The sequence below is a fragment of the Bradyrhizobium sp. SZCCHNR1093 genome (assembly GCF_032381175.1).
Classification (GTDB): Bacteria; Pseudomonadota; Alphaproteobacteria; order Rhizobiales; family Xanthobacteraceae; genus Bradyrhizobium.
Genome location: NZ_JAUHJJ010000002.1, coordinates 415865 through 441947 on the forward strand (window position 1 = coordinate 415865; position 26083 = coordinate 441947).

25 protein-coding genes and 1 tRNA gene are annotated in these 26083 nt (G+C 65.5%); 16 read left to right on the forward strand and 10 right to left on the reverse strand.

Annotated features, from left to right (window positions below; genetic code table 11):
* Nucleotides 1–147 precede the first annotated feature (147 nt).
* Together QX070_RS07565 and QX070_RS07570 are read left to right on the forward strand one after the other, a co-directional pair.
* A complete protein-coding gene (locus QX070_RS07565; protein ID WP_315736287.1) occupies nt 148–1383 on the forward strand; it encodes a GGDEF domain-containing protein in 1236 nt (411 codons plus the stop codon).
* A 21-nt stretch (nt 1384–1404) separates the two neighbouring features.
* Entirely contained in the window at nt 1405–2028 is a 624-nt protein-coding gene (locus QX070_RS07570; protein ID WP_315736288.1) for a peptidoglycan recognition family protein, read from the forward strand.
* A gap of 92 nt (nt 2029–2120) precedes the next feature.
* Here the strand turns inward: QX070_RS07570 and rpoH are convergent, their stop codons facing one another.
* Together rpoH and QX070_RS07580 are read right to left on the reverse strand one after the other, a co-directional pair.
* Nucleotides 2121–3020, reverse strand: coding sequence for an RNA polymerase sigma factor RpoH (gene rpoH / locus QX070_RS07575; RefSeq protein ID WP_315737032.1), 900 nt, complete (start codon nt 3018–3020; stop codon nt 2121–2123).
* A gap of 219 nt (nt 3021–3239) precedes the next feature.
* Entirely contained in the window at nt 3240–4220 is a 981-nt protein-coding gene (locus QX070_RS07580; RefSeq protein ID WP_315737034.1) for an RluA family pseudouridine synthase, read from the reverse strand.
* Between the two features lie 31 nt (nt 4221–4251).
* On the opposite strand from QX070_RS07580, the gene QX070_RS07585 reads away from it, so the two are divergent.
* The 3 genes from QX070_RS07585 to QX070_RS07595 all read left to right on the forward strand — a co-directional run bounded on the left by QX070_RS07585 (nt 4252) and on the right by QX070_RS07595 (nt 6387).
* Nucleotides 4252–4590, forward strand: a complete 339-nt coding sequence (locus tag QX070_RS07585) for a hypothetical protein (RefSeq protein WP_315736289.1) — start codon at nt 4252–4254, stop codon at nt 4588–4590.
* A 406-nt stretch (nt 4591–4996) separates the two neighbouring features.
* Nucleotides 4997–5071 (forward strand) — tRNA-Glu (locus QX070_RS07590).
* Nucleotides 5072–5790: 719 nt separating this feature from the next.
* On the forward strand, nt 5791–6387 hold the full coding sequence (locus QX070_RS07595) for a zinc ribbon domain-containing protein (RefSeq protein WP_315736290.1): 597 nt from the start codon (nt 5791–5793) through the stop codon (nt 6385–6387).
* 128 nt (nt 6388–6515) lie between these two features.
* On the opposite strand, the gene QX070_RS07600 is transcribed toward QX070_RS07595, so the two are convergent.
* Entirely contained in the window at nt 6516–6722 is a 207-nt protein-coding gene (locus QX070_RS07600) for a hypothetical protein (RefSeq protein ID WP_315736291.1), read from the reverse strand.
* A 316-nt stretch (nt 6723–7038) separates the two neighbouring features.
* Between QX070_RS07600 and QX070_RS07605 the strand changes: the two genes are divergently transcribed.
* The 4 genes from QX070_RS07605 (at nt 7039) to QX070_RS07620 (ending at nt 10255) form a co-directional block, all read left to right on the forward strand.
* A complete protein-coding gene (locus QX070_RS07605; RefSeq protein WP_315736292.1) occupies nt 7039–7428 on the forward strand; it encodes an HPF/RaiA family ribosome-associated protein in 390 nt (129 codons plus the stop codon).
* A gap of 314 nt (nt 7429–7742) precedes the next feature.
* Nucleotides 7743–7958 carry a hypothetical protein gene (locus QX070_RS07610; RefSeq protein WP_315736293.1) on the forward strand — a complete coding sequence of 72 codons (216 nt, stop codon included), beginning with the start codon at nt 7743–7745 and terminating at the stop codon, nt 7956–7958.
* Nucleotides 7959–8262: 304 nt separating this feature from the next.
* Nucleotides 8263–8949 carry a Crp/Fnr family transcriptional regulator gene (locus tag QX070_RS07615; RefSeq protein ID WP_315736294.1) on the forward strand — a complete coding sequence of 229 codons (687 nt, stop codon included), beginning with the start codon at nt 8263–8265 and terminating at the stop codon, nt 8947–8949.
* Nucleotides 8950–9115: 166 nt separating this feature from the next.
* Entirely contained in the window at nt 9116–10255 is a 1140-nt protein-coding gene (locus tag QX070_RS07620) for a sensor histidine kinase (RefSeq protein WP_315736295.1), read from the forward strand.
* Between the two features lie 82 nt (nt 10256–10337).
* Here the strand turns inward: QX070_RS07620 and QX070_RS07625 are convergent, their stop codons facing one another.
* From QX070_RS07625 to QX070_RS07635, 3 genes are all read right to left on the reverse strand, one after another.
* Nucleotides 10338–11522, reverse strand: a complete 1185-nt coding sequence (locus QX070_RS07625; protein ID WP_315736296.1) for a cytochrome P450 — start codon at nt 11520–11522, stop codon at nt 10338–10340.
* Nucleotides 11523–11695: 173 nt separating this feature from the next.
* Nucleotides 11696–16516 (reverse strand): DUF3320 domain-containing protein, encoded by a 4821-nt coding sequence (locus QX070_RS07630; RefSeq protein WP_315736297.1) that lies wholly within the window; start codon nt 16514–16516, stop codon nt 11696–11698.
* Between the two features lie 96 nt (nt 16517–16612).
* Nucleotides 16613–17257: a glutathione binding-like protein gene (locus tag QX070_RS07635; protein WP_315736298.1), complete on the reverse strand. Its 645-nt coding sequence runs from the start codon at nt 17255–17257 to the stop codon at nt 16613–16615.
* A gap of 90 nt (nt 17258–17347) precedes the next feature.
* Between QX070_RS07635 and QX070_RS07640 the strand changes: the two genes are divergently transcribed.
* The gene (locus tag QX070_RS07640) at nt 17348–18019 is read left to right on the forward strand and encodes a TetR/AcrR family transcriptional regulator (RefSeq protein WP_315736299.1); all 672 of its coding nucleotides are present in this window, start codon (nt 17348–17350) and stop codon (nt 18017–18019) included.
* Between the two features lie 4 nt (nt 18020–18023).
* Here QX070_RS07640 and QX070_RS07645 read toward each other — a convergent pair whose 3' ends face one another.
* Entirely contained in the window at nt 18024–18989 is a 966-nt protein-coding gene (locus tag QX070_RS07645; RefSeq protein WP_315736300.1) for a glyoxylate/hydroxypyruvate reductase A, read from the reverse strand.
* A gap of 89 nt (nt 18990–19078) precedes the next feature.
* Here QX070_RS07645 and QX070_RS07650 point away from each other — a divergent pair, with 89 nt between their 5' ends.
* The 5 genes from QX070_RS07650 to QX070_RS07670 all read left to right on the forward strand — a co-directional run bounded on the left by QX070_RS07650 (nt 19079) and on the right by QX070_RS07670 (nt 22081).
* Complete coding sequence (locus QX070_RS07650) at nt 19079–19390, forward strand: hypothetical protein (RefSeq protein ID WP_315736301.1); 312 nt, start codon at nt 19079–19081, stop codon at nt 19388–19390.
* A gap of 100 nt (nt 19391–19490) precedes the next feature.
* Entirely contained in the window at nt 19491–19859 is a 369-nt protein-coding gene (locus tag QX070_RS07655; protein ID WP_315717600.1) for a YciI family protein, read from the forward strand.
* Nucleotides 19856–21127, forward strand: coding sequence for an RNA polymerase sigma factor (locus QX070_RS07660; RefSeq protein WP_315736302.1), 1272 nt, complete (start codon nt 19856–19858; stop codon nt 21125–21127). Before QX070_RS07655 ends, QX070_RS07660 begins: the two co-directional genes overlap by 4 nt.
* Before the next feature lie 132 nt (nt 21128–21259).
* Complete coding sequence (locus QX070_RS07665) at nt 21260–21631, forward strand: DoxX family protein (protein WP_315737036.1); 372 nt, start codon at nt 21260–21262, stop codon at nt 21629–21631.
* Between the two features lie 30 nt (nt 21632–21661).
* On the forward strand, nt 21662–22081 hold the full coding sequence (locus tag QX070_RS07670; RefSeq protein WP_315736303.1) for a VOC family protein: 420 nt from the start codon (nt 21662–21664) through the stop codon (nt 22079–22081).
* Nucleotides 22082–22086: 5 nt separating this feature from the next.
* Here the strand turns inward: QX070_RS07670 and QX070_RS07675 are convergent, their stop codons facing one another.
* Entirely contained in the window at nt 22087–22533 is a 447-nt protein-coding gene (locus QX070_RS07675; RefSeq protein WP_315736304.1) for a hypothetical protein, read from the reverse strand.
* Nucleotides 22534–22537: 4 nt separating this feature from the next.
* Nucleotides 22538–23338 carry an SDR family oxidoreductase gene (locus QX070_RS07680; RefSeq protein ID WP_315736305.1) on the reverse strand — a complete coding sequence of 267 codons (801 nt, stop codon included), beginning with the start codon at nt 23336–23338 and terminating at the stop codon, nt 22538–22540.
* A gap of 910 nt (nt 23339–24248) precedes the next feature.
* Here QX070_RS07680 and QX070_RS07685 point away from each other — a divergent pair.
* The gene (locus QX070_RS07685) at nt 24249–25457 is read left to right on the forward strand and encodes a hypothetical protein (protein WP_315736306.1); all 1209 of its coding nucleotides are present in this window, start codon (nt 24249–24251) and stop codon (nt 25455–25457) included.
* 46 nt (nt 25458–25503) lie between these two features.
* Here the strand turns inward: QX070_RS07685 and QX070_RS07690 are convergent, their stop codons facing one another.
* Nucleotides 25504–26022, reverse strand: a complete 519-nt coding sequence (locus tag QX070_RS07690; protein WP_315736307.1) for a helix-turn-helix domain-containing protein — start codon at nt 26020–26022, stop codon at nt 25504–25506.
* Nucleotides 26023–26083: the final 61 nt, after the last annotated feature.

Genomic DNA, 26083 nt, shown 5'->3' on the forward strand with positions numbered 1-26083 from the left:
TTGATTCAAAACCAAGGCGCAATCTTGGTTGCGACCTTGAGGAACCGTTAACTGCGCCGCGCCCATGTTGCCGCGAACAACAGGGTAGCTCATGAGCGCGGCGCTATTGAACATCGAGGACAGGAGCTGCGGCGTCCTGCTGTCGGGATGCTGAACGTTCCGACGCTATGGACCGCCTTCGTGGTCAATTTCCTCGCGCTGGGCCTGATCTGGGCCTACGTGATGCGCAGCTATCCCAATCTGGATTCGGCGCGGTACTGGACGGCGTCTGCGTTCATGTGCGCGCCGGCGGCGACGTTCGCGCTGACGCGGTTCTATTTCGGCTCGTTCGTTCCGCTGCTGGCCGGCGGCTCGCTGATGACCTTCGCGATCTGCCTCGCGGCGATGGGCGTCGAGCGCTTCTATGGCTACAGGGCGTCGTGGCGGCTGAGCTTGATCGTCGTCGCGATGACCTGTGCGTCGATCGCATTCTTTCAATACGTGTACGACCACGGCCCGCTGAGGATCCTATGCTACTCGATCGGGCAGGCGGTCCCCATGGCGATCATCGCGCGGCTGGTGCTGGATGCGAGGCGCGGGCCCGTCAATCCGGGAGCGCGGCTGGCCGGCCTGCTGTCCGTTCTGATCATCGCGGTGTTTGCCGCGCGGTCGATCGGGGCGTTCGTCGGCGCCGATTTCAATTTCAGCCACTCCACCAGCGGCCAGGCCGCCGCGGTGCTGCTGCTGATCTTCCTGTCGATGTCGCTCAACTTCGGCTTCCTGCTGATGGCGGTGGACCGGCTGCGCAACGAGGTCGCCGATCTCGCGCTGCTCGACGATCTCACCGGCGTCGCCAACCGCCGTCACCTGATGCAGCGCCTGAGCGAGGAATGCGCGCGCGCCGAGCGCTCGCGGCGGCCGTTCGCGCTGCTGGTGATCGACCTCGACGGCTTCAAGATCATCAACGACACCCATGGCCATGCCGCCGGCGATGCCTGCCTGCAGCACTTCACGCTGATGGCCCAGACCCGGCTGCGCCCCGGCGACATGCTGGCGCGCACCGGCGGCGACGAATTCTGCATCGTGCTGCCGGCGTCCGCCTTGCGCGAAGGCGCGATGATCGCGCGGCGCATCCTGCAGGTTTGCCGCGACGATGCGGAGGCCTGTGCCGGCGCCGAGGTGCCGATCGAGGTCTCGATCGGCATCGCCGAATGGACCGAGGATGTCGGCGCATTCCCCGACCGGCTGATGGCGCGGGCGGACCAGGCGCTCTATGCCGCCAAGAAGGAGGGCAAGAACCGCTATGCCGTCTTCGCCAGTGACCATGAGACGCCGGCATTGGCGCCGGACCAGATCGAGCCGATGATGGCGCCGCCGCGCCGGCAGGATGCCACCGCCGGGTAGCCGGTGCTATCGTTGCCGGCCATGAGGCCGGTTCTGTTCTTCCTCCGCGCAGCGCTCGCGCTGCTTCTTCTTCCTGCGCCGGTCTCGGCCGAGGATCTCACGTCGCTCGCCCGCTCGTCCGGCACGCCGGACATCCCCGGTCTGAAGATGGTCTGGCTGGCGCCGTGGGGCGATCCGGCCAAGGCCCATCCCTGGACCAACATCATCGTCCACCAGACCGAAGGACCGGCGGGATCGGCGCGATCAGGGGCGCTGGCGCAAGCCAAGAACCCGAAACGGCGCGGCGTCACCCTGTGGGTGGAAACCGACGGCACGGTGTATTGGGCGGTGCCGGAAACCCTGGTGACGCTGCATGGCGACGGCGCCAACCGCAACGACAACCGCTATATCGACAACGGCCCGACCTATCGCAAGGTCGTCCGCGACAATTCCATCGGCGTGGAGTTCGCCGGCAACTATCCCGACGTCACCCGGCCCGCCACCGAAGCCCAGGTCGCCGCGTGGCGCATTCTCTCGAAGCTGCTCCGGCTGCGCTATCAGATCCCGCGGGAGCGGATCTATGCGCACAACTGGATCGACTACAAGGATGCCCGCTATTGCGAGGGCTGTGCGCTCGCCGGGCTCGCCCGCGCTGCGCCGGACTGATCACATAACAAACTGATCACATAACAAGAAGCCGGCGTCTCCGCCGGCTCCGATCGCATCCAAAGACCACCTTCAAGCCGCAAGCCGCGCCGCTAATGCGCGGCCTCGAGGGCCGCCGCCTCCTGCTTGGCGATGGCGCCCTTGACGGCGGACTGCACCTTCTCGAACGCGCGCACCTCGATCTGGCGCACGCGCTCCCGCGACACGCCGAACTCGGCGGCGAGGTCCTCGAGCGTCATCGGCTCGTCGGCCAGGCGCCGCGCCTCGAAGATGCGGCGCTCGCGCGCGTTGAGCACGCCGATCGCGCCGTTCAGCGCCTGCCTGCGGTGGTCATATTCCTCGTGCTCGGCCATGATGGCTTCCTGGTTGGGCGAGGTATCGACCAGCCAGTCCTGCCATTCGCCCGCTTCGCCGTCGTCGCGGATCGGCGCGTTCAGCGAGGCGTCGCCGCCGAGGCGGCGGTTCATGTCGACCACGTCCTGATCGGTCACGCCGAGGCGCTTCGCGATCAGCTTGACCTGATCCGGATGCAGATCGCCTTCATCCAGCGCGGAGATCTTGCTCTTGGCCTTGCGCAGGTTGAAGAACAGCTTCTTCTGGTTCGCGGTGGTGCCCATCTTCACGAGCGACCAGGAACGCAGGATGTACTCTTGTATCGACGCCTTGATCCACCACATGGCGTAGGTGGCGAGGCGAAAGCCCTTCTCGGGCTCGAACCTTTTCACCGCCTGCATCAGGCCGACATTGCCTTCCGAAACGACTTCGGATATCGGCAGGCCGTAGCCGCGGTAGCCCATGGCGATCTTGGCCACGAGCCTGAGGTGGCTGGTCACGAGTTTATGTGCTGCGTCGCTGTCGTCATGCTCGCGCCAACGCTTGGCGAGCATGTACTCCTCCTGCGGTTCCAGCATCGGGAACTTGCGGATCTCGGCGAGGTAGCGTGAAAGTCCGGATTCTCCATTGAGAACCGGGAGTGTAGCTGTACGGGCCATCGAGCGCCCTCCAGTTGGTTCAGGCCCCCGATAGCGGCGGGCCAGGCAAAGCGGTCGCTTGGTTAAAGCCGGCCGGTTTGCGACGTTCCATGCGTCGACCATTCGACGCAGGCGCAACATACACCATTTTCGCCCCCCGGTGGAAGGATTCCGGGGGTCACGTCCCCGTGTGGCTGCCATAACCTGCTGGCATGCTTGCGTTTTTCTGAAGGCGCTGCGTCATAGCGCCGCTCGCAGGGCGCTCCTCAACAGCATGAGATCCTCCGGCAGCTCCGATTCCCAGTGCATTATTTCTCCCGTCCGCGGGTGCTCGATGACCAGCAGATAGGCGTGCAGCGCCTGCCGTCCGAGCGCCTCGAGCGCGTCCCGCGCGGCCGACGCGAGCTGGTTCGCCTTGGTCTTGAAATGCGGGCCATAGACGGCATCGCCGAGCAGCGGATGGCCGAGGTGAGCCAGATGCACCCGGATCTGGTGGGTGCGCCCGGTCTCGAGATGGCACGCGATCAGCGACGCCACCGGCTTGCCGTCGCGGCCAAGAAAGCTCTCCTGCACCTCGTAATGGGTGATGGCCTCGCGGCCTTTGGGCCGCACCGCCATCTTGTCGCGGGCATGCGGATGCCGGTCGATGGCTGCGTTGATGGTGCCATGCGGCCGGTGCGGCACGCCCCAGGCGAACGCCAGATAGCCGCGCTCCATCGCGCCGGTGCGGCCGTGATCGGCGAACTGCGCGCTGAGCGAGGCGTGCGCCCGATCGTTCTTCGCGATCACCATCAGCCCGGTGGTGTCCTTGTCCAGCCGGTGCACGATGCCGGGGCGCTTGACGCCGCCGATCCCGGAAAGACTGGCGCCGCAATGCGCGATCAGCGCGTTCACCAGGGTGCCGGTCTCGTGCCCTGCGGCGGGGTGCACTACAAGGCCGGCCGGCTTGTCGATGACGACGATGTCGTCGTCCTCGTAGATGATTTTCAGTGGGATCGCCTCGGCCGCCGGCTCGGCCGGCACCGCTTCCGGCACGTCGATTGTGATCGTGTCGCCGGCTGTGACGTGATAAGCGGGGTCCCGCACCGCCTCGGCGCGGAGGCTGACCTGACCGGCCAGGATCAGCGCCTTCAGCCGCGACCGCGACAGCTCCGGCAGCCGGACCGCGAGCACGCGATCGAGCCGTGGCGAGCCTTCGTCGCCGGCGACCGTGACCGTCATCAGACCGTGGGATTGTGAAGTCGAGATGTCCATGAATTCCACCGTTGCGCCCGAGCCGTCATCGCCCGAGCAGGCCCAGCTGATGGCGCGGCTGCGGCGCATGATGATGATCGCGGGCGTGACCACCTCGATCGCGATCGCAGTGCTTCTGGTCGCCATCGGCTACCGCCTTTTCCGCGGCGATGGAAGCACAGCTTCGGGCCCCGACCTCACCGCCATGCTGCCCAAGGGCGCCCGCATCGTCGCCACCGGCACCGCCGGCGACCGCTTGGCCGTGACGCTGGATGTCGGCGGCGCCACCGAGATCCGCACCTTCGACGCCAAGTCCCTGAAACCCACCGGCCGCCTCCGCTTCGCGGTGGAGCCGTAAGGGGCAGGGGCGGTTTCGCCCGGACGCCAGCCATTATTGCGTTGCTGCCCCATCTCTGCCGACTCGGGCGGTCAGCGCCTCCCCCGCCTGCGGGGGAGGTCGCATCGCATCGAAGATGCGATGCGGGTGGGGGAACTCTCTCCATTGGCACCGGCGCCGGCAGCGCCCCCACCCCAACCCTCCCCCGCAAGCGGGAGAGGGAGCCCACCGCCGCCTTGGCCGGCTGTTTCCATCCTATGATGGCCGATCCCTTCGCCACCCGGGCAGTCCACTCCCCTCCCCCTTGCGGGGAGGGGTCGGGGGTGGGGGTCCCCACAGGGAAAGACCCTCGAGGCACTCACCCCACGAAATTTCCCATCCCCCGTCTTGCGGCGCGGCGATTTCGAGGCTATGCGGTTCACCTCACGCTCCCTTCGTCTAGCGGTTAGGACGCGGCCCTCTCAAGGCTGAAACAGGGGTTCGATTCCCCTAGGGAGCGCCATTCCCGGCGCTCAACCTGACATCCCCGACCTGTAAGCGCGGCTTCGCAGCCTCGCGGCGCGCGTTCGCGTCCGAGCTTTGCTCTCAGGCACGCCCTTCCAAGAGAAGGGCGCAGGGAAGGCCGGGTGCAGGCCGCACCCATGGCCCGCCTGCAGAAAGAAAAGCAGGCGGCAGTCACCACAGGATTGGCCGAACAACCGGCCTTCCCTGCGCGATGGGTTGAACGGCTGCTCCGTGCTCTCCCAGGGGACCGGGCTTGCTTGCCCCCGTCATCGGGATGTCGCCGACCAAGACACCAGCGTCGGGGTGTCGGGACCACACGGCTTGACCGTCCGCCTCGGGCTCGTTCGTCCGCACGCGAAACGCGCACTGCGACCCCAGGCGGCCACCGCATCCCACGCTCCACGGCCCGTGACGATCGCGAAACGCCCCTTCAGTGAGCGCGAGACGGCGTTGTACATAACATGATTTCCGAAAAAGAGAAACAGAAATTTTTGTTGAGCTGGACAGGCCTATGCATCTTGCGTTTGGCGCTGACAGCGAAACCAGACCGAAAAGCCCGCCACGGCGCCTGCTCCCGTGGATCAAATCTATGGAATTGGCATTCGACTTGCCGGAGTGAGAGAGCCTGTCTAAGTTGAGTAACTCGCGGAGGGGTTGAAGATGTGGGGCCACCAAAGGACGGCTACGGCGATTCAAATTTGTTGAACGGAGCCAGCTATGGCTCTTATTGAGTGTCCTGAGTGCGGCGCTCGCGTGAGCGTCCGCGCATCTGCCTGCCCGCAATGCGGCCACCCGATCGCGGAATATCCGTCGTCCGATCCGCTGACCGCCGCACGTGCGCAGCGATGGCTCAAGAGCGAATCCGCTCACGAGGCCGAACGCCCGTTACCCAAGAAGGCGAACCGAGGATGCGCCAGCGTTTTCGTGCTCTTGCTCGTTTTTATCGGTGTAGGCGCGATCATAGGAGATCGCGATGACGAAAAAGAGAAGGCCAATCCTACCTGCAAATCAGATTGGCGCCGATGTTCAGACAATGCTGATCTCGTGAATAACTTCCGAGACATTTCGTACGGTCAGGCGTCATGCAAGACTGAAGCACAGAAGCTTGCAAAGTTTGGCGAACCGAAATTTCCATTCCTCGCTTTCAGCACTTTCTACAAGGGAGACAACTACGTAAAGAGCGGCATTGTGACCCTAGTCGAGAAGGAAGCCCAGTTCCAAAATGGATTCGGCGCGATGGTGCACAGTACGGTCATCTGCAAATATGACCTTAATATCAAGCAAGCTGTAGATGTTAAGGTGAGCAGCAATTGATGCCATGAAGATGGCCGCTCCTATCTTTCGGCATTGTGATGTAGACGCTTGCGGACATCCCTGCCGCTTCAATGGACTGCGGTGAGGGTACAGTCTACTTTGTTGCTGCGCGTCGGCGTCGCCCGCCGCTACGGCGTCCAATTCGCCGGGCCGAGCAGGGTCGGAGGAATGAGCGCGCCGGTCATGGCGTGGATGAAGTGAAATCTCGTGCAGGCCGGGCAGCTCACGGTCTCGAAGGTCACGGTCTCGAACCGACAGTCGTCTTTCGGCTGGTGCAGGATGGCATCGACCTCGGACCCGGTCTGGGGGCAGCGAAATGTGATCGGACAATCCATCGTCCCATCTCCGATGCAGACTCGAACGTTGGGTCGCCGCAGGTTGCGCCTGATTCTCCGGGGTTGACTGCGCAATATTGATCAGCCGCTCGCGTTCGCCTCTGGCAGTCTGGTCGCGGGAGACATCGGGAGACGCGCTTGAACGGCCGCTTCGCCCCGCCCGAGAGGCCCCGAGGCGGATCAGGCGGCGCTTCAGACCGTCGGCTGTATCACGGGGCGTTCATTCCTTGCCGCTGCCCGCGAACGACGTGTCATGGCGTCGCGTGCCGTGCGGCGACGTCGAAGCCTGGATGACGACCAGGCTGGGGAGCCGATCATGATCGCGAATTCCATCCTGCGACGTTTGACGCTTCACCTGATGGAGACACGGATGTTGATCGACGTCAGGGTCGATGGAAACGTCGAGGGCGGTGAGCAGTTGTCGCAGGACGTGAAGGCGTCGCTTCATGCGGTGCTCCATCGCTACGAGGATCAGGTCAGACGTATCGACGTGCAGCTCAGCGACGCGGTGAGCCACAAGCCCGGTCACGACGACAAGAGCTGCAAGATCGAGGTGCACCGTGACGGCGGCGAGCCGATCGTCGCGACGCATCAGGACAGCTTCATGGAGCAGGCCGTGCGTGGCGCGGTCCACAAGCTGAAGCGCGCGCTCGACCACGCCTTCGGCAAGGAGGCGGTGTCCGATCAGCTTCGGGATCATCGCTAGACCCGTGGCGGGACGGTTTGCCGGCAAGGCCGCCGGGTGGGAGATCCGTGATGGATGTGCTTGCTGATGAGATCACCGACATCGGGCCGCAGCCGCAGGCGTTCGACATCGAGCGGGCGACCCGGGACAATGCCAATTATCGGTCGGTCGCCTGGAGCGGGCGCTAATCTGCAGGTGACGCTGATGTCGATTCCGGTCGGCGGCGACATCGGCCTGGAGGCGCATCCGGAAACCGATCAGTTCCTGCGGCTCGATGCCGGCCGCGGCCGGGTGCAGATGGGCCCGCGAAGGACAGGCTGACATTCGACCAGACGGTGTCGAACGGCTGGTGCGTGCTCGTTCCGGCCGGGACCTGGCACAACATCACCAACATCGGCCCGACGCCGATGCAGGTCCATGCGATCTATGCGCCGGCGCATCACGCGCCCGGCAAGGTGCGGGCGACGGCGGCTGCGGCCGCAGCCGACCGCGACGACACGCCCGCGGCCTGGTCCGTGCAACCCAAACAGGTGGTCGATCACCACGGATGAACGACCGCGAGGATGCGGTGAGGCCTCATTCGCTCGGCCGGTTCGCGCTGAGGAGATGGTCGAACGCGCGGGGTCTGGTGCACGTCGGTCTCTCGTTCGAGGCGGCTCCGCCGTGAGCATCCTCCATCGTGTGAGTGGCGACATCGCATGGAAGGTCTCGCATCGATTGCAGAATGGCGCTCGCGGCGCCCCGGCCTCGCCGAAAGCTCAATCGGAGGATGATAAGCAGATTGATCTAGCGCAAAGCGAGAGGAGGTTTCCACCGTAAAGTTCGGCATGTCCATCAACATGTCCATCGAGCGGGATGGGGGCTGTGCCGAGTTCGAACCTCGCCAGATTTGATCCGAAGGCCTTTCTCGACAAGGTTTGCCCGGGCCAGAAGGTCCTGAAGGTTCCCAAGGGGGGAAGCGTGTTCGCCCAGGGCGATCCGGCCGACGTCCTGTTCTTTCTCCAACAGGGAAAGATCAAGCTGACCGTCGTCAACGACGTCGGTAAGGAAGCGGTCATCGGCATCGTCGATGCCGGGCAGTTTCTTGGCGAAGGCTGTCTGACGCGGCAGGCGGTGCATACCGGCTCGGCATTCGCGCTGCAGGATTGCGTGGTCACCGCCATCGCCAAGAAGACGATGATCGCAGCGCTTCGCCTCTACCCTGAGCTTGCGGAGATGTTCATCGCGTTTCTGCTGGCCAGGATCGACCGGTTCGAAGCGGACCTGATCGACCAGCTCTTCCATAGCAGCGAAAAGCGGCTGGCGCGGCTGCTTCTGACGATGGCCAATTACGGCCGTGACGAAACGCCGCTGCCGGTCATTCCAAGAATCAGCCAGGAAACGCTGGCCGAGATGATCGGCACGACGCGGTCGCGCGTCAGTCATTTCATGAACAAGTTCAGAAGGGCGGGCCTGATCGAATATGACGGCGAGATCGTCGTCTATCCGGCGCTGCTGCAAGCCGTCCTGAACGACAACCTGCAGGCGGAGCAGCAGAACTAGCTGCGGGTGTGCAGCGCGCGGGTGGTCTGTCTTGCACAGACGGTTCTGTCCGCATCGCTAGCTGCCCATAACTCGCCGCCGGGCTCCGCGTTTCGTTTCGCCGCTTGAAGGCGGGACGCGCGAAGCGTTCGTGACGGGGTGAAGTGTTGCGTAGGGAGGGGACCACATGTTCAAGCAGCAGTTTTCCGACGCGTCTGACGCGTGCGCACTTGCCGAAGCCATTGTGGACACGGTCCGGGAGCCGCTGCTCGTCCTCGACCACGATCTCCGCGTGATTGCCGCCAGCCGTTCGTTCTATCTCACCTTCTCCGCGGCGCCCGAGGATGTGCTGGGACAACTCTTCTATGAGCTGGATGACGGCGCCTGGAATATTCCGGCGCTGAAGTCGTGGCTGGGCCAGATCTTCTCCAACACCGGCGCGCTGCATGATTTCGAGGTGGAGCACGTTTTTCCCGCCGTCGGCCCCCGGGCGATGCGGCTGAACGCCCGGCAGGTGTCCTACACGGTCGGGTCCCATACGACCATCCTGCTCGGCCTCGAGGACGTCACCAGCGAGCGCGCGATGGCGCGCCGGAACGAGGAGCTGCTGCGTCAGAAGGACATGCTGCTCGAGGAGTTTCAGCACCGGGTCGGCAACAGCCTGGCGATCATCGCCAGCATCATCTCGTTGAAGGCACGGTCCGTCGGCTCCGAGGAGGCGCGACGCCACCTGGACGACGCCCGCGATCGGGTCATCTCGTTCGCGAACATCCAGCAGAGTCTCCACACCTCCGCGCGCAGCGGCGTGATCGCGCTCGGACCGCATTTCGCGAGGCTCTGCCAGGCGATCTCGCAATCGATGATCGCCGACCAGCAGCGGACCAGGATCGAAACCCGCGGTGACGGTCAGGCGACGACGAGCGAAGCTGAAAGTCTCGGGCTGATCGTCACCGAGCTCGTCATCAACTCCCTCAAGCACGCCTTTCCCGAGGACACCGCGAATGGGCTGATCACCGTGATCTACGAGTCCTCAGGAGCCGGCTGGACCCTGTCCGTCTCGGACAATGGAACGGGGAAATTGCAGGTGAACGGCCGGCCGAAGGGGGGCCTGGGCACCGGCATCATCATGGCCCTGGCGAAGCAGCTCGGTGCCGAGGTCACGACCGTGGCCGGCCGGCCCGGCACGACCGTCTCGGTGCGTCACGCCGCCGTGGCGACATGCGACGACTTGACCGGAGCAAGCGTGCCGTCCGCTCCCGCGATCCGATCCAGGGCCGAATCCAGGGCAGGATCCGCGGCCGGATCGCGGACCGTCAGCCGATCGTGACGTCGTCGCCGATCAGTCCAGCATCGCCCGAACTCGTCTCCTCGCGCGACGCCGCTCCATCCGCAGGCCCCGCGGGCCGGTCCTACTGCAGCCGAACCGGCAGATTGAGCGGGCCGCGGAAGCCGAAGCCGTGCCAGCGCACGCTCGCGGGATCGGGCAGCGTCATGTCGGGGAAGCGCTCGAACAGCATCGGCAGCAGGATGGCGCCGACGGTGCGCCGCGAGAGGTGCGCGCCGGCGCAATGATGCGGGCCGTTGCCGAAGGCCTGGTGGGGGTTGGGGTCGCGCAGCGCGTTGTAGGTTTCGCCATTGTCGAAGAGGTCCTCGTCGCGGTTGGCGGAGGCCTGGATCGTCATCACGGTGTCGCCCTTCGGGATCAGGCAGCTGCGAATCTCGGTGTCTTCCATCACGAGGCGTGAGCTCGCCTGGATCGGCGCCACCCAGCGCACCCCTTCCTCGAAGGCGGAGCGCCATTTGTCCTGAGCGCGCACGGCTTCGAGCTGCTCCGGGTTGGTCAGCAGGCCATAGAGGATCGTCAGCAGGGCGTCGCGCGGCTCGTTGATGCCGCCGCCGATCGCGATCTTGATGTTGGCGATGATCTGGCTGTCCGGGATCGGGTTCTTCGCGTTCACCATGAAGGAGAGCGCGGACGAATCCGGCTCGGCGCGCACGCGCTCCATGTTGGCGCGGATGCAGCGGTCCATCTCCGCGTTGGCGATATCAGACGCGTCGAACGGCCCCGGCGTCCAGCCGAAATTGCCGGCGCCGTCGATCAGGGCCTGCGACCAGCGCTGCATGTCGGCATCGCCGGCGTCGGGAATGCCCATCACTTCAGCGAGAATGCGCGCGGCCAAGGGGCCTGCGAGGGCGGGGAAGAGATCGACGACCTCGCCGCGCGGCAGGCGGTCGAGATAATCAGTGGCGAATTTGGCGTAGAGCGGCTCCCAGACGGCTTCGATCGTCTTCGGCATCAGGGCGGGCATCATCGCCATGCGCTCGGTCCGGTGCTCGTCGTGATCCTTGCGCATCAAGGTATGCGCGAGGAAGGCGCGCTTCATCGGCGTGTTCGGATCGTTGGACGAGAACAGCGCCGCATTGTCCTTCACATATTTGGTATCGGCCGCCTTGGTGAGGAACGTCCGGCCCACCGACTTGACCCGCAGCACCGGCGCTTCGCGTCGCAGCCGCCGGTAGATCGGATAGGGATCGCGCGTCAGCTCCGCGATCGTGATGGTCTCGTCCAGGGGAGCCAGGGTCGCGGTCGGCATGGGGCGCTCCTATTGGATGCGGGCCAGCGCGTGTCCGTCCAAGGATAGTGGCAGGGACGGACCCGTGCAATCCTGGTCCGATGCCTTGGCGGGGAGGGGCGCGGCCGGATCGCTGATTTCGGCGGCTGGCAAGCGGCGTTCGGGCTGTGAGCTCCTAGCACCAATTCAGCCGGTCAGTCCTGCGCAGCCGGCGAGACCTCCTGCGGCTTGATCAGCAGCTCTCCCTCGCGGCGCAGGTTTCCTGCGGCGAGAAGATCCTCGAGGCTGCCTTGCAACGCCTCGCGCAACTGGGCGCTGGTCGAACCGAAACCGAACAGCCGGGCGACCGCCTGGATCAACTGGTCTTCCTCGGCGCCGTAGTTTTGCTCCACGACCTGCACGATGGCCGCCTTGATCTCCTCCGGCGGCAGCATCTCGGGCTTGCGCAAAGACTGCGATTGCACGTCCTCGCGGCTTCGAACGACGATCGCCTGGCCGGGCACGGCGTAGAACGGGCCTCCAGCGATCTGTCCCTTCGCGACTGCCGATTTCAGCGCCGTTCGCACGGCATCGCGGATGCGATTGCCGGCGCGGGCAAGGCCCCAGGCCGATCTGATCCGGACGATGATTTCCGATTCATGCACCGGTCCCTCGATGGCGACGATCTCGACGACGTGCCGCGTCATGTCGGCGAGCGGCGTCTCGTGCGGCTCGATCTCCCGACGGACGCGCAGCTTCGCCTCTTCATAGGGGGCCACCGTTGGTGCCTGTGCGAGGATCTCCAGAGGGCGCTGCTCGGTCTGCTCCGGCGCCGGCACATCGGGGTTTGCCGGAGGCTCGGGTTCAGCTCGAGCAGTCCCTTGGTCGATGTCCCGCCAATGCGCCTTCGCAGCGTCGATCGCGCGGAGGACCTTCTCGGTTTCCTCCTTGGGTCGGAGAAACCAGTCCGTCGACCAGATGCGATGCAGCACCCAGCCATGCGCTTCCAGCACGTTCTGTCGCAGGCGGTCGCGGTCCCGCGCCGAACGAGACGCATGGTACTGGGCGCCGTCGCATTCGATCCCCAGCAGGAAGCGGCCGGGCTTGTCGGGGTCGACGATAGCGAGATCGACGAAGAATCCGGCGGTGCCGATCTGGGTCTTCACGTCGTGACCAAGCGCCCGGAGCCTGGCGGCGACCTGCTCCTCGAACACCGAGTCGGGATCGCGCCCGGTCTCCTGCGCGATGCCGAGCTGCCCCGTCTGCGCGAAGGTCAGGAACGTCTTCAGCGCCGCGATGCCGCGGCCCTTGGCGCGCGACAGGTCGATGTCGTCGCCGGTGATCGAGGAGAAGACCTCGCAACGGAGCTTGGCGCGCGAGATCAGCACGTTCAGCCGGCGCTCGCCTCCGTCGGAGTTGAGGGGACCGAAGCTCATCGAGACGAAGCCTTCCTTCGTTCTCCCATAGCCTATGGAGATGAAGATGACGTCGCGTTCGTCGCCCTGGATGTTCTCGAGGTTCTTCACGAAGAACGGCTCGCTGGCACCGCGGACGAAGAACGTCTCCGTTTCCGGGTTCTCTTTACGCAAGATTTCGAGCTGATCCTGAATCGCCTGGCGCTGCGCCACCGAGAAGGTCGCGACGCCAAGGCTTCGGTCCGGCGTCTCGCGCGCATGGCGCATGACGGCCTCGGCGACGAGCCGCGCTTCCCTGGGGTTGGTCCGGCTGCTTCCACGTTCGTAGTGTGCATCGGGGTTGTAGTTGAACTTCAACCCCATTCCCGCGACGGCGTCGTACGGGCTCGGCACGATGAACAACCGGTTGTCGTAGAACTGCTTGTTGGACACGGCGATCAGCGACTGATGCTTGCTGCGATAGTGCCAGTTCAGCATCCGATGCGAGAGGCCCTTGGCAAGGCAGAGGTCGAGAATGCTTTCCGCATCCTTGACCTGGAATGTCGGCTGATCCTCGTCGTCGTTGTCCTCGTCATCATTGCCTGTCAGCTTCGCGAAGAAGCGCGTCGGCGGCAGTTGCCGCTCGTCGCCGACCACCACCATCTGCCGGCAGCGCGCGACGGCGCCGAGCGCATCGACCGGCTCGATCTGCGAGGCCTCGTCGACGACCAGCAGATCGAAGGCGATCGCGCCGGGCTTCAGGAACTGCGCCACCGACAGCGGACTCATCAGGAAGATCGGCTTGATCTGCTGGACGACCGGGCCGGCGCGCTCCAGGAGTTGACGGATCGGCAGATGGTTGCGCTTCTTGGCAAGTTCGCCGTTCAGCACGCCGAGCGGCCCGATGCCGCCGGCGTTGCGCGGCAGCGCCGCGGCATGCTCGTGGGCGATCTGATCGCGGGCCAGTTGCATCCGCGCGACGTCGAGCTTGCGGAAGCCGTCGACCAGCCGATCGTGCGATTCGCCGTCGAAACGTTTCAGTTCAGGATGGTTAGCGAAGATCACGCTGCGCATGGCATCGTAATAGGATCGGTCGAAAGCGGCTTCGAGCGCTTCGCCCGGCAAGGAGCCATCGAGCGCGCGATCGACCAGCGCGGCGAGACCTTGCGCGCGCGCAAGGCGGACCCGGCCCATGAACGCGATCCAGCGGGTGAGGCGCTCGGTCGCGTTCTGCCACTCCGACAAAGTCTGCGACAGCTCGTCCAGCCGGATCTGGTCGCCGGCGTCGAGTGGGATGCGGGCGGGCTCCAACTGGAGAGAGACGATCAGCCCGCGGAGGCCGGACATCAGACTTGCGAGGCTGTGGTTGAGCTGTTCGATCGATCGCCGATCATCGGCCGACAGCGTCAGCTGCGTCAGCCGCTGGCGCGTTTCATCGCTTGCAAACGGTTTGGGGAATGCAGTCCACCAGGTCGCCAATTTGGAAAGCGCATCCCAATCCGACCGTTCCTTCTGCCACGCGGTCCCGAAGGCGGTGCTGCCGGCGGCTTCGACCTCCTCGAAGGACCGGCGAGCGGCTTGCGCCGCGATCAGGCCGTCGATCAGCAGAAGCCGCTGCTCGAGCGTTTTCGGCATCGGCACCTTCAGGTACGAGGCCAGCAGCGCCACCTGTTGGCGATAACGCGGGCTGAGCAGGCGCAGCCAGGAGCGGCCCTTCTCGGCGATGACCTTGCGGCAATTGGCGATCGGTGCATCCCAGGCGGCCTCGACGAAGGCGCTCTCGAAGGCCGTCCTTAATTTCGCGTAGCGCAGTCCCTTGTCGACGATGTCCGTGATGAGTCCGGCCTGGCTCCAGACGGCCTCGCGGAAGGCAGTCCGATCGCACTCCGGCATCGCGGCCGCGACCTCCGCAAAGGCGAGTATCCCCGCGGCATCGGCCAAGGTGGCCGGCGGCGGGAGATCGAGCAGCGTGCCGAGGCGGGCGGCGCCTGAGGATGCGTTGCTGACAACGTTCGAAATGTCGCCCAGCGATCTCCGCAGCTCGGTCATTTCGGCTGGATCGAGCGCGTCGCGGCCGACGCCGCGCCAGGGATGCAGGTGCGGCGCGCCGTCGGCTGCAATTCGTTCGGCGAGCTCGGCGATCAGCTCACGCCGCCGCTCCAGATCCAGGGGAGACCAGGAGGGCGCGCCCTGCAACGGGTAGGGCGGCTGCGCGGAGATGTCCCCGCAGCGCACGAGGTGACCGAGCAGCCTGAATGGCGTCAGCTCGCTCGGCTGCTGCGGCTGGTGCATCATGTCCGCATGCCGGTTGAGGCCGTCACGGCTGTCAGTCAGGCGCTGGACCAGGGTGGCTTCGCCGCGCGGGACCGGGACCTCAGCCGATTTGCAGCGTTTCAGCTCTTCGAGCAGAACGCGCTTGTTGGCCTTGTTGGAGTGCAGCTCCAGCGCGAGCGCGCCGAGACCGACATGCTTCAGCCGCCGGTGCACGACCTCGAGCGCCGCCATCTTCTCGGCCACGAACAGCACCGTTTTTCCCTCGGCGGCCGCCGACGCGATGATGTTGGTGATGGTCTGCGATTTGCCGGTCCCAGGCGGTCCCTTGACGACGAGGTCGCGTCCACGGACCACTTCCTCGATCACCACGGCCTGGGATGAATCGGCATCGACGACATGGTTCATCGCCACCGGCTGGATGACGGAATCGATCTTGCCGTCGTCGGCCACGATCGGCTCCGCGCCCTCGAAGCCGTCCTGAAGCAGCGCTGAGATCAGGGGATGACGATCAAGGCTGCCATCTGCGGGCCAGTTGTCGGGGTCCAGATCGCGATACATCAGGAACTTGGAGAACGAGAAGAAGCCGAGGACGATCGCGTCCGCCCTGACCTCCCACCTCTGCTTGTTGGCGACCGTCTCCGCGACGCCGGCGAGATAGGTCGCGATATCGACGTCGTCCTCGTCGCCAAAATCCTCGATCTTGAGTCCGAACTCGGCGTCGAGCTTGGCCTGGAGCGAGAGGTTCGGCGACGGCGGCTCAGCGCGCGAGACCAGGTGAAACCGATCGGCGGCGCTGCTGCGTTCGAGGCGAACGGGCAGCAGGACGAGCGGCGCGAAGCGCTCGACGTCGGATTTGTCGTCCTCGAACCATTTCAGCAGCCCGAAGGCGAGATAAAGGATATTGACGCCCTGTTCTTCCTCGAGCGTTCGTGCGTCGTACCAGATATCCAGCAGGCGCTTCTGCAGCGCCTCCGATGACAGCCGGGTCTTGAGCCGGGTGTCCGGCTGCCGCGTCTGCGACTCCGAATCATCACCTCCCTGGTCCCCCTTGGTGGTCGGCGTGTCGGATCGCGGCGCCGGCTCGCTCAAGGGCAGGGTGCCGTCCGTCTCCGCAGTCTCAGCCTTCGTCGGAAGGAACGTGAAGCGTTTGCCTTCGCCGAGAAGCTCGAAGAGCGCAGCAGAGCGCGCGCCGACGATGTCAATGGTGCGGATGGTCTTGGTCTTGAGCGGGATGTGCACGAGCCGGTTGCGCGTGCCCAGATCGAGCAGCGCGCGCCGGTCCGCCAGCAATCGGTCTCTTACGGATGTGGTTGCCACGTGCAATCCTCCTGCGATTCGAGGATTGCAACCCGAAGTCATCTCGGTCAAGCGTTCGGCACGATGGAGATGTGCTCATTGAGCAATGTTTAATCTCCTCGCAGAATTTCATCTCCCCATAAGAGGGAGATGAAACTCGTATGCGGCCTACGCCGCCGCCTTATGCCGCGCCAGTTCCGCCTTGTAGAGCTCGAACTCCTCGGCGATGGCACGGGCGATCGACGGCCGCACGCGCAGGCGCTCGTAGTACGCCTTCACGGCCGGCCATTTCGCGAGCTGGACCGGCGGCGTTGCCATGGTCCAGTTGATCACGGTGACGAGATACGCGTCGGCGACCGTGAAATGATCAAGCAGATAGTCGCGATCCCGCAGGTGGTTCTCGAGATGATCGAGCCGCGACAGGTTCTTCTTCAGGACATGGGCCTTCATCTCCTCGGGCGCGGTCTTGTCGAGGATCGGGATGAACAATCCCTTGTGCAGCTCGGTGCCGATGAAGCAGAGCCATTGATGCAGCCGGCTGCGGTCCATGCCGGGGCCGGTGCCGAGCTTCGCCTCGGGGAAGCGATCGGCGACATATTGCAGGATCGCGGCATTCTCGGTCAGCAGGTCGCCGTCATCGGTGCGGAGCGTCGGGACGAGCCCGAGCGGATTGACGGCGCGGAAATCGGAGCCGTCGTTGAGGACGATCTTCGTCTTCGGGTCGACCTCGAGATAATTCGCCGCAGCGCCAGCTTCATACAGCGCGATGCGGGTGGCGAGCGAGCAGGCGAGTGGCGAGAAATACAGGTCCATGGACGTCTCCCTCGGGCTCCGGACCGGAGCGTTGATTGATTTTTATACTGTCTCGCATAATATAAGGCCGGTCAAGGAATTTATTGCGAAATGGTACAAAAAAAGAAAGGGCCGCCGCAGGGCGACCATCCCCTAAAAAAGGCAACCGCCCCGGTCGAGCCGAAGCGGCGCGGGAGGCCGCGGGCGTATGAGCCGGATGTCGCGCTCGGCAAGGCGCTCGACCTGTTCCGGTCGACCGGATTCGCCGCGACCTCGCTCGACGATCTCAGCGCCGCCACCGGCATGAACCGGCCGAGCCTCTATGGCGCGTTCGGCGACAAGCGCGAGCTCTACATCAAGAGCTATCAGCGCTACCGCGACAACGCCCGCGCCGTGATGGGCGAGATCTTCCGTCACGACTGGCCGGTGCGCGAGCAGCTGCAGAAGATCTTCGCCGCCGCACTCGACATCTATCTCTCGGGCGAGGAGGGGCCGCGCGGCTGCTTCACGGTGATGACGGCGGGCTCGGAAGCGGTCGCCGATCCCGACATCCGCGCCATGGTGCAGAACGCCCTGACCGAGCTCGACATGGCGTTTGCGCGCTGCTTCCGCCGCGCCAAGGAGCAGGGCGAGCTGCCTGCGGACGCCGACCCCGCCGTGCTGGCGCGGCTGGCGTCGGCGACGATCCACTCGATCGCGGTCCGCGCTCGCGCGCGGGCGTCGCGTCAGGAGCTGGAGGCGATCGTCGCCGGCGCAATCGATGTGATGGTCGGCAAAGGATAGCGTTTCAATATCCCCTGACGCGATCGACCAGGTTGCGCAGCGCCCCGCCGGCCTCGAAGGTCGCGATCTGCTCGGCGACGTAGCGGGAGATCGCGTCGGCGTCGGTGTCGGCTGCATTGTGCGGCGTCAGCACCACCTTCGGGTGGGTCCAGAACGGGCTGTCGGCCGGCAGCGGCTCCTGGCCGAACACGTCGAGCGAGACCGAACCAAGCGTGCCGTCGTCGAGGCAGGCGAGGATGTCGGCCTCGTTCTGCAGCCCGCCGCGGCCGGCATTGATCATGACGGGGGCGCCGAGCGGTGATGAGCGCCTGAGCTTGGCGAACATCTTGCGGTCGAGAATGCCGCGCGTATCCGGCGTCAGCGGCAGCAGCGACACCAGGATGTCGGTCCGCGCCAGGAACGCGTCGAGCTGCGCCGCGCCATGGAAGCATTCGATGCCGTCAGCCTGCTTGGCGCTGCGGCTCCAGCCGGCGACCTGGAAGCCCAATCGCTTGAGCACCTCGGCTGCGTCGATCCCGAGCGTGCCCAGTCCGAGAACGCCGACGCCGATCGCGGCCGCCGGCCACTGGTATTTCGGCGCCCAGCGCTTCACGCGCTGCGACTCGCGCAGATACAGCTCCTGGCGATGATGCATCAGCACGTGCAGCACGACATATTCGGTCATTCGCGCGGTGAGATCGTCCACCGCGACGCGGACCAGGGGCACGCTGGGCAGCGTCTTGTCCGCCATCAGCGCGTCGACGCCGGCGCCGAGGTTGAAGATCACGCGCAGGTTCGGAAAGCCGGCGAGCTCGCCGGGGACCGGCTTCCAGACCGCGGCGTAATGCACCTCGGCTGGATCGAGCCCGGGATCGGGCAGCAGCACCACAGGGCGGTCGCCGCAGACATCGTCGAAACGCGCCTTCCAGCGCTGTGGCGACCAGTTGTCGGTGCCGCCATGGATCAGGAGCGCCAGCGCGCCTTTGGTCATCGGAGGGTCCTCGAGCTTATGTGACGTGTTCCACATACCAGATCGCGCGGGCACGCCAATCTCCGCCCATCAACATGGAGACAATCGTCATGCGCAAATTGCTTCTCGCCACTGCTTTCGTCGTCGCGTCTGCCTCGGTCCAGGCCCAGACCATCGATGTCGGGTCGATCCTGTCGGCCAACGGCATCTCGATCGGCAAGGGCAGTCAGCCGCAGGCCGGCGGCCAGACGCAGGACGGTATGTCCCCGAACGCGGGCAGCCAAGGTGGACCGAGCGCCGCAGGGCAAGGGCAGGGCCCGGCCAACTCGCAGCGGCAGGCCGCGCGCGCCAGGCAGCCGCGCGAGAGCGCGCAGGAGAGCCGGGCGCGCAACATCGCGGCCAAGTACGGCATCTCCTGGTAGGCGGCTTGTTCCTGCGGGCGGAACCCCGCGAAAATACTTCGTGGGACTGTCGGCCGGAGGCATACTCCGCCGTCTTGAAGACGAAGGGAGATGCCTGCCGATGTTGTACGCGCTGCTCTGCTATCATGACGAGGATGTCGTCTGCGCCTGGAGCAAGGACCAGGATGCCGCGGTCATGGCCAAGCTTGCCGTCATCCAGGAGAAGCTCGCCAAGCAGGGGCGGCTCGGGCCGGTGGCGCGGCTGCTGCCGACCACGGCCGCGACGACGCTCCGGAAGGAGGATCCGCCGCTCGTCATCGACGGCCCCTATGCCGAGACCAAGGAGCAACTGCTCGGCTTCTATCTCGTCGACTGCGCCAATCTCGATGAGGCGCTGGAGGTCGCACGCGAGCTCGGCGAGGCCAATCCCGGCGGCTCCTACGAGATCCGTCCCGTCGGCACGTTCAGGCCGGGTGGAGCGCTGGCATGACCGATACGGCCTGGATCGATGCGGCCCTGACATCGGCACGACCCCAGGCCGTCGGCGCGCTGCTGCGCTATTTCCGCGACCTCGACACGGCGGAGGAGGCGTTCCAGAACGCCTGCCTGCGCGCCCTGAAGAGCTGGCCGCAGAACGGTCCGCCGCGCGATCCTGCGGCCTGGCTGATCATGGTCGGACGCAACGCGGCCATCGACGATGTCCGCCGGGTCCGCCGCGAGCAGCCGCTGCCGGATGACGAGGCGATCTCCGATCTCGACGACGCCGAGAGCGCGCTCGCCGAGCGGCTCGACGGCTCGCACTACCGCGACGACATCCTCCGCCTGCTGTTCATCTGCTGTCACAAGGACCTGCCGGCGACGCAGCAGATCGCGCTGGCGCTGCGGGTGGTGTCCGGCCTGACGGTGAAGCAGATCGCCCGCGCCTTCCTGGTCAGCGAGGCGGCGATGGAGCAGCGCATCACCCGCGCCAAGGCGCGCGTCGCGCAGGCGGACGTGCCGTTCGAGACGCCGGGCGCGATCGAGCGCGCCGAGCGCCTGACCGCGGTCGCGGCCATGATCTACCTGATCTTCAACGAGGGCTATTCGGCCAGCGGCGAGACCGCGGCGCTGCGCCAGCCGCTGTCCGAGGAGGCCATCCGGCTGGCGCGGCTGCTGCTGCGGCTGTTTCCGAGCGAGCCCGAAATCATGGGGCTGACGGCGCTGCTGCTGCTGCAACACGCGCGCAGCGCCGCCCGCTTCGATGCGGAGGGGACGCTGATCCTTCTCGACGAACAGGATCGCTCGCTGTGGAACCAGCCGATGATCGCGGAAGGCGTGGCCCTGATCGACAAGGCGATCCGCCACCGCCACAGCGGCCCGTACCAGATCCAGGCGGCGATCGCGGCGCTGCATTCGCGCGCCGCGCGCCCGGAGGACACCGACTGGACGCAGATCGATCTTCTCTATGGCGCGCTGGAAGTGGTGCAGCCCTCGCCGGTGGTGACGCTCAATCGCGCCGTCGCCGTCGCCAAGGTGCGCGGGGCCGAGGCGGCGCTCGATTTGATTGCGCCGCTCGAAGGGCGGCTTGCCAATTATTTCTATTTCTTCGGCGTGCGCGGCGCGCTGCTGATGCAGCTCGGGCGCAATGACGAGGCGCGGACCGCCTTCGACCGCGCCATCGCGCTGGCGCACAGCTCGGCGGAGGCCGCGCATATCCGCATGCAGCTCGATCGCCTGATGCGCGACAGCGCGACGGCTCAGGCTCGGGTCGGCCAGTGAAATACTGCCGAGATTCGGTCTAAAATTCTGCACCGGGCTGTCGGCGGCACGATCCTTCATTCGTCCTGGGAGCAGCATCACGGAGAGGAGCTGCAGATGACGACGATGGAAGAGCCGGTCTCGCGCGCCGAATTGTGGAGCGGCCGCATCCTGAGCGGTCTGGTGACGCTGTTCCTGCTGTTCGACGGCGCGGTCAAGCTCATCCCTCTGCCCGTCGTCACCCAGACGCTGGATCAGATGGGCTATGGAGCAGGCGACGCCATGGCGCGGGCGCTCGGCCTCATCACGCTTCTCTGCACCGTGCTCTATATCCTGCCGCCGACATCGTTCGTCGGCGCGATCCTGCTCACCGGCTATCTCGGCGGCGCCATCGCCTCGCATGTCCGCATCGGCAGTCCGCTGTTCAGCCACGTCCTGTTCGGCCTCTATCTCGGACTCCTGCTGTGGGGCGGCTTGTGGCTGCGCGACCGCCGCCTGCGCGCGCTTCTGCCGCTGCTGCGCTGAAAAATGATCTTTCAACCAAGGAGGATGACGATGATCTGTCCCTATCTGACATTCAATGGCGATTGCGCGCAGGCGCTCAAGCACTACGGCGAGGTGCTCGGCGCCAAGGTCGACATGATGATGCGTTATGGCGAGGCGCCGCCGGAGATGCCTTCTGCACCGGAGCACAAGGACAGGATCATGCATGTGCGCTTCTCGATCGGCGGCGGCGTCCTGATGGCCTCGGATTCGCCGCCCGAATATTATCAAGGCAAGCCGCACGGAATCTCGGTCTCGCTCCAGATCGCAGACCCGGCCGAGGCGGAGCGTAAGTTCCACGCCCTGCTCGAAGGCGGTGCCGTCACCATGCCGTTCGGCAAGACCTTCTGGTCGAAGGGCTTCGGCATGGGCGTCGATCGCTTCGGCATTCCGTGGATGATCAATTCCCCGGCGGATGGCTACGAGGCGTGACGCCGCTAGCGGCACGAGGCGTACATCGCCTTGAGCTCGCGCCCGCGCAACAACAGAAGCCGCGACGTCAGGCCGCCGCGGCGCTCGATCCAGCCGCGCACCGGCGTGGGATAAGTCTGCAGCACCAGCTTGGAAGCCTCGGGTTCCGCATAAGCGCGGCCGCGCCGGTCGACCGAGCGTGCGGCGTGGAAGCCGAGGGTGGCTCGCCGCGTCACGCAGATGCGGTCCTCGGGCACGACGCTGAGCACCAGCGTGCAGGCCGACAGGCAGGGACCGTCGATGATGACACGCTCGCCGGAGGCGCGAACCTTCTCGAACAGATCGATGAACGGCCCCACCTCGCCGCCGGGCGAGGAGATGATGCGGACGTCGGCGCGCGCCAGCATCGTCGCGATTCCCCACAGGACGACCGCCAGCAGCAAGGTCAGGATGATGCGCATCCGGCTCGGCATCGTTTCACGTGTTCCTGCGTTGGCCGCGCAAGGTCGGCAATCCGATTCCCGCGGCGTCGAAGCCGCCATCGACGGCCAGGATCTGTCCGGTGATATAGCTGGAGCGTTCGGAGCTGAGAAACAAGATGGCCTCGGCGAGCTCGTCCTCGAGGCCGTAACGGTTGAGCGGGATGGCGTCGTGATAGTCGGCGCGGATCTCCGGCGTATGCACGTCCTTGGCCATCGCGGTCTCCACCGGGCCCGGCGCTACCGCGTTGACGCGGATGCCGGCGGATGCGAGCTCGACCGCGAGTTGCTTGGTCAGATGCGCCAGCGCCGCCTTGCTGGTGCCGTAGGCGGAGCGCAGTGTGGAGGCGCGGACGGCGGAAATCGAGGTGATGTTGACGATGGTGCCGCCGCGCTCGCGCATCAGCGGGACCGCGGCCCGCGTGCACAGAAACGGCCCGGTCAGATTGACGTCGAGGATGCGTTGCCAGTCGGCTTCGCTGGTTTCCATGATCGGAGCGAAGCGTGCGACACCGGCATTGTTGACCAGCGCATCGAGACGGCCGAACCGGTCGGCGAGGCGCGCCAACGCATCGGCGACCATCGCGGCTTCCGCGACGTCGCAATGCAGGGCGAGCGTTCGATCGGGAGATTCGAGTGCGGCCGTAGCGTCGTCGAGCAGCTTCTTCTCGATGTCGAGCAGGGCCACACGCCAGCCCTCGTGCAGAAATCTCTTTGCTGTCGCCAGCCCGATGCCGCGCGCCGCCCCGGTGATCAGGGCGACTTTGTCGGTCTGCGTCGTCGTCGATGTTTCCGTCACGGCGGTCGACTCCTCGGGCCGGCAGCCCGGCTTTTCTCTTCGTTGAGTCCTAACATGCGCTGCGCGGATCAGCTGTGAAGGCCGTCACATCTGTCAGTGTACGTTCAATCCAGCTCCGCGCGATGGCGCATAGCCAGCGAAGTTCGTGGGCGTTGTCAAACAGCCAGCGGTGGTAGCGGTCGCATCGGCTCGCGTCCTCGCGGTGGAGAAGCATCCGAGTCATGCTCGCCTTGGCCTCCCGCTCGATCGGAGGCAGCAGGGAAGACCGGGAGCTTGGCGCCCCATCGGCCCCCGTGCGGGAAAAATGCACGGGGTAGGAACCCCAGGTTCGGCTGAGACATCCCGGCCCTCCCTGCGCGATGGTCTGACGGCCTATGACACGCTCCCCGGGGACCGGCTGTCTTGCCCCGGTTTCCGCCACAATGCGCTCACGCATCGGACACGGCATCAGCATCGGGATGCCGGGACCACACGATTTCGCCGTACGCGCCGCGTTGTTCGTCTGCGTGTCCTCATATGAGCATGATCTTGTCGGAAAGCTGTGGCGCAATGCGCGTCAACATCCTCCGGTTCCGAATCATGCTCCACGCTGCAACATCGACGCTTCCACCGCGTCCTGCTCCCCACGTTCGTGACGACCGCGAAACGTCCCTCTCGATCGGGAACAGGAGGAGCATTCTTACGGGAAGGACTGGACAAGGGTAAGGGTGATCGACTTGAAAGTCTTCACGAAAAAGCTCCGTGGCGCCGGCGGTCTCGCGGCCGCGCCGCAGCCTCCAAAGGCGCATTCCCCCGTGGAATTGGACAGTCCCGCCGTCGGCTGATTTGCCCGTCGTCGGGTCGCTCTCGGACGTGTCTGGGACGAATCTGAACCGGTAGCGTAGAGTTTAAGAGTCTCGGTAGAATCGACATGGGCGATCAATTCATCAGCCGGCGAATCACTCTCGTCAGAACCACGGAGCTGCACGCTTCGTCGCGCGGGCCGAATGATCTGAGGCGCGTGTGCGGCGCGTTGCTGTTGTCGTGCATTGTCCTCGGGCTCGCGGCGTCCGGCGCCGCCGGAGCGGATGGCAGCGTTGCTGCGAAACCGGCAGAGACCGAGCAGGCTGCGCACGATGTCGCGCCGCCGCAGCAGCCGCAGACGGCGGAGCCCGAGACGGTGGGGCGGCCGTCGGACGTGCCGACGCCGGCTCCGAAGGTGGCCGTGCCATCGACCGAGCCCGCGAAGCCGGTCGCGGCCGAGCGCAAGGCCGACCCGCGGAGCGACACCAAGACGACGAAGAATCTGTCGGTGCCTCAACGCGCGCTCCCGGCCGACGTTGCGCAGATGATCGGCCGCAAGATCTGGCTCAACGAGGCCGGGGGACGGCGCGACGCGATCACGTCGTGGAATGCGGGTGAAGAATTCGCCTCGCTGGGAATCGGGCATTTCATCTGGTACCCGTCCACCGCGAAGCCGCCTTATGAGGAGGGCTTTCCGGGGCTGATCGCGTTTCTGCGCAAGGGCAGGACGCCGTTGCCTGCATGGCTCGACAAGACGCCGATTCCGGCATGCCCGTGGACCAGCCGGGCCGACTTCAAGCGGAATTTCAACTCGCCGCAAATGCGGCAATTGCGTCAGTTCCTGCTCGACACGATTGCGGAGCAGACGCAGTTCCTGGTGGCGCGTGCGCAAGGCGCGATGGACAAGATCCTCGCCAACACGCCCGACAGCGCCGAACGCGAGCACATCGTCGCGCAGTATTCGCGGGTCGTGCGCGCCTCCAACGATCTCTATCCGCTGATCGACTACATCAACTTCAAGGGCGAGGGCACCAATCCGTCCGAGACGGCGGTGGACAAGGAGACGGGCCAGCGCCAGGGCTGGGGTCTCAAGCAGGTACTGCTCAAGATGAACGGCACTACCACCGAGTCCAAGGCCGTGCTCGCCGAATATTCCGACGCGGTGCAGGTCGTGCTGCAGCAGCGGGTTCGCAATCTGCCCTCGAACCGCGTGTGGGAGGCGGGCTGGCTGCGTCGCGCGGAGACCTATCGCCGCCCGATCGCGCAGCTCGAGCAGGCCCCCGAACGCGCCCCGCGCAAATCATCGCGCTACAGGGCCGACAACACGCGGTTCTGATGCGGGAAGCGGCGCGCACGATCCGTGCGCGTTGCGAGGCGCACGATCACCTGCCACCTGCCTCGGCTGTCTTGGCAGCGACGACCTTCTGGTAAGCCGCCTGCAGCCGCTCGCCGACACTCGGTCCAGCCTTCCTGCGCCGTTTCGCGCCGAGATGGGTCTCGCGCAGCTCGTCCATGAATTCGGCCCACATTTTCGGGCCGCCTTCCATCAACAGCTTGGCGCGGATGCCGAGCTCCTCCGAGACGGGGAGATATTTGTAACCCCAGCCCGCCATCTGCGCGAGGATCGGCAACAGCTCGATGCCCTGCTCGGTCAGGGAATAGATGCCCTTCTGCTTGTGGCTCGGATCGTCCTCACGGCTGATGATGCCGGCCGCGAGCAGTGTCTTCAGCCGGTCGGCGAGAATGTTCGAGGAGATGCCTTCCTCCGAGCCGCCGAGCAGCTCGCGATAGTGCCGGCGATTTCCGAACATCATGTCGCGGATGATCAAGAGGCTCCATTTGTCTCCCACCACTTCGAGCGACAGGTTGATCGGGCAGCCGGAGCGCTGAGGGTCGGACATCGAAGTCTCGTGAGCAGGGATCGCGTATAAACCGCTTGCAATATTGCACCGGTCTGGGCAT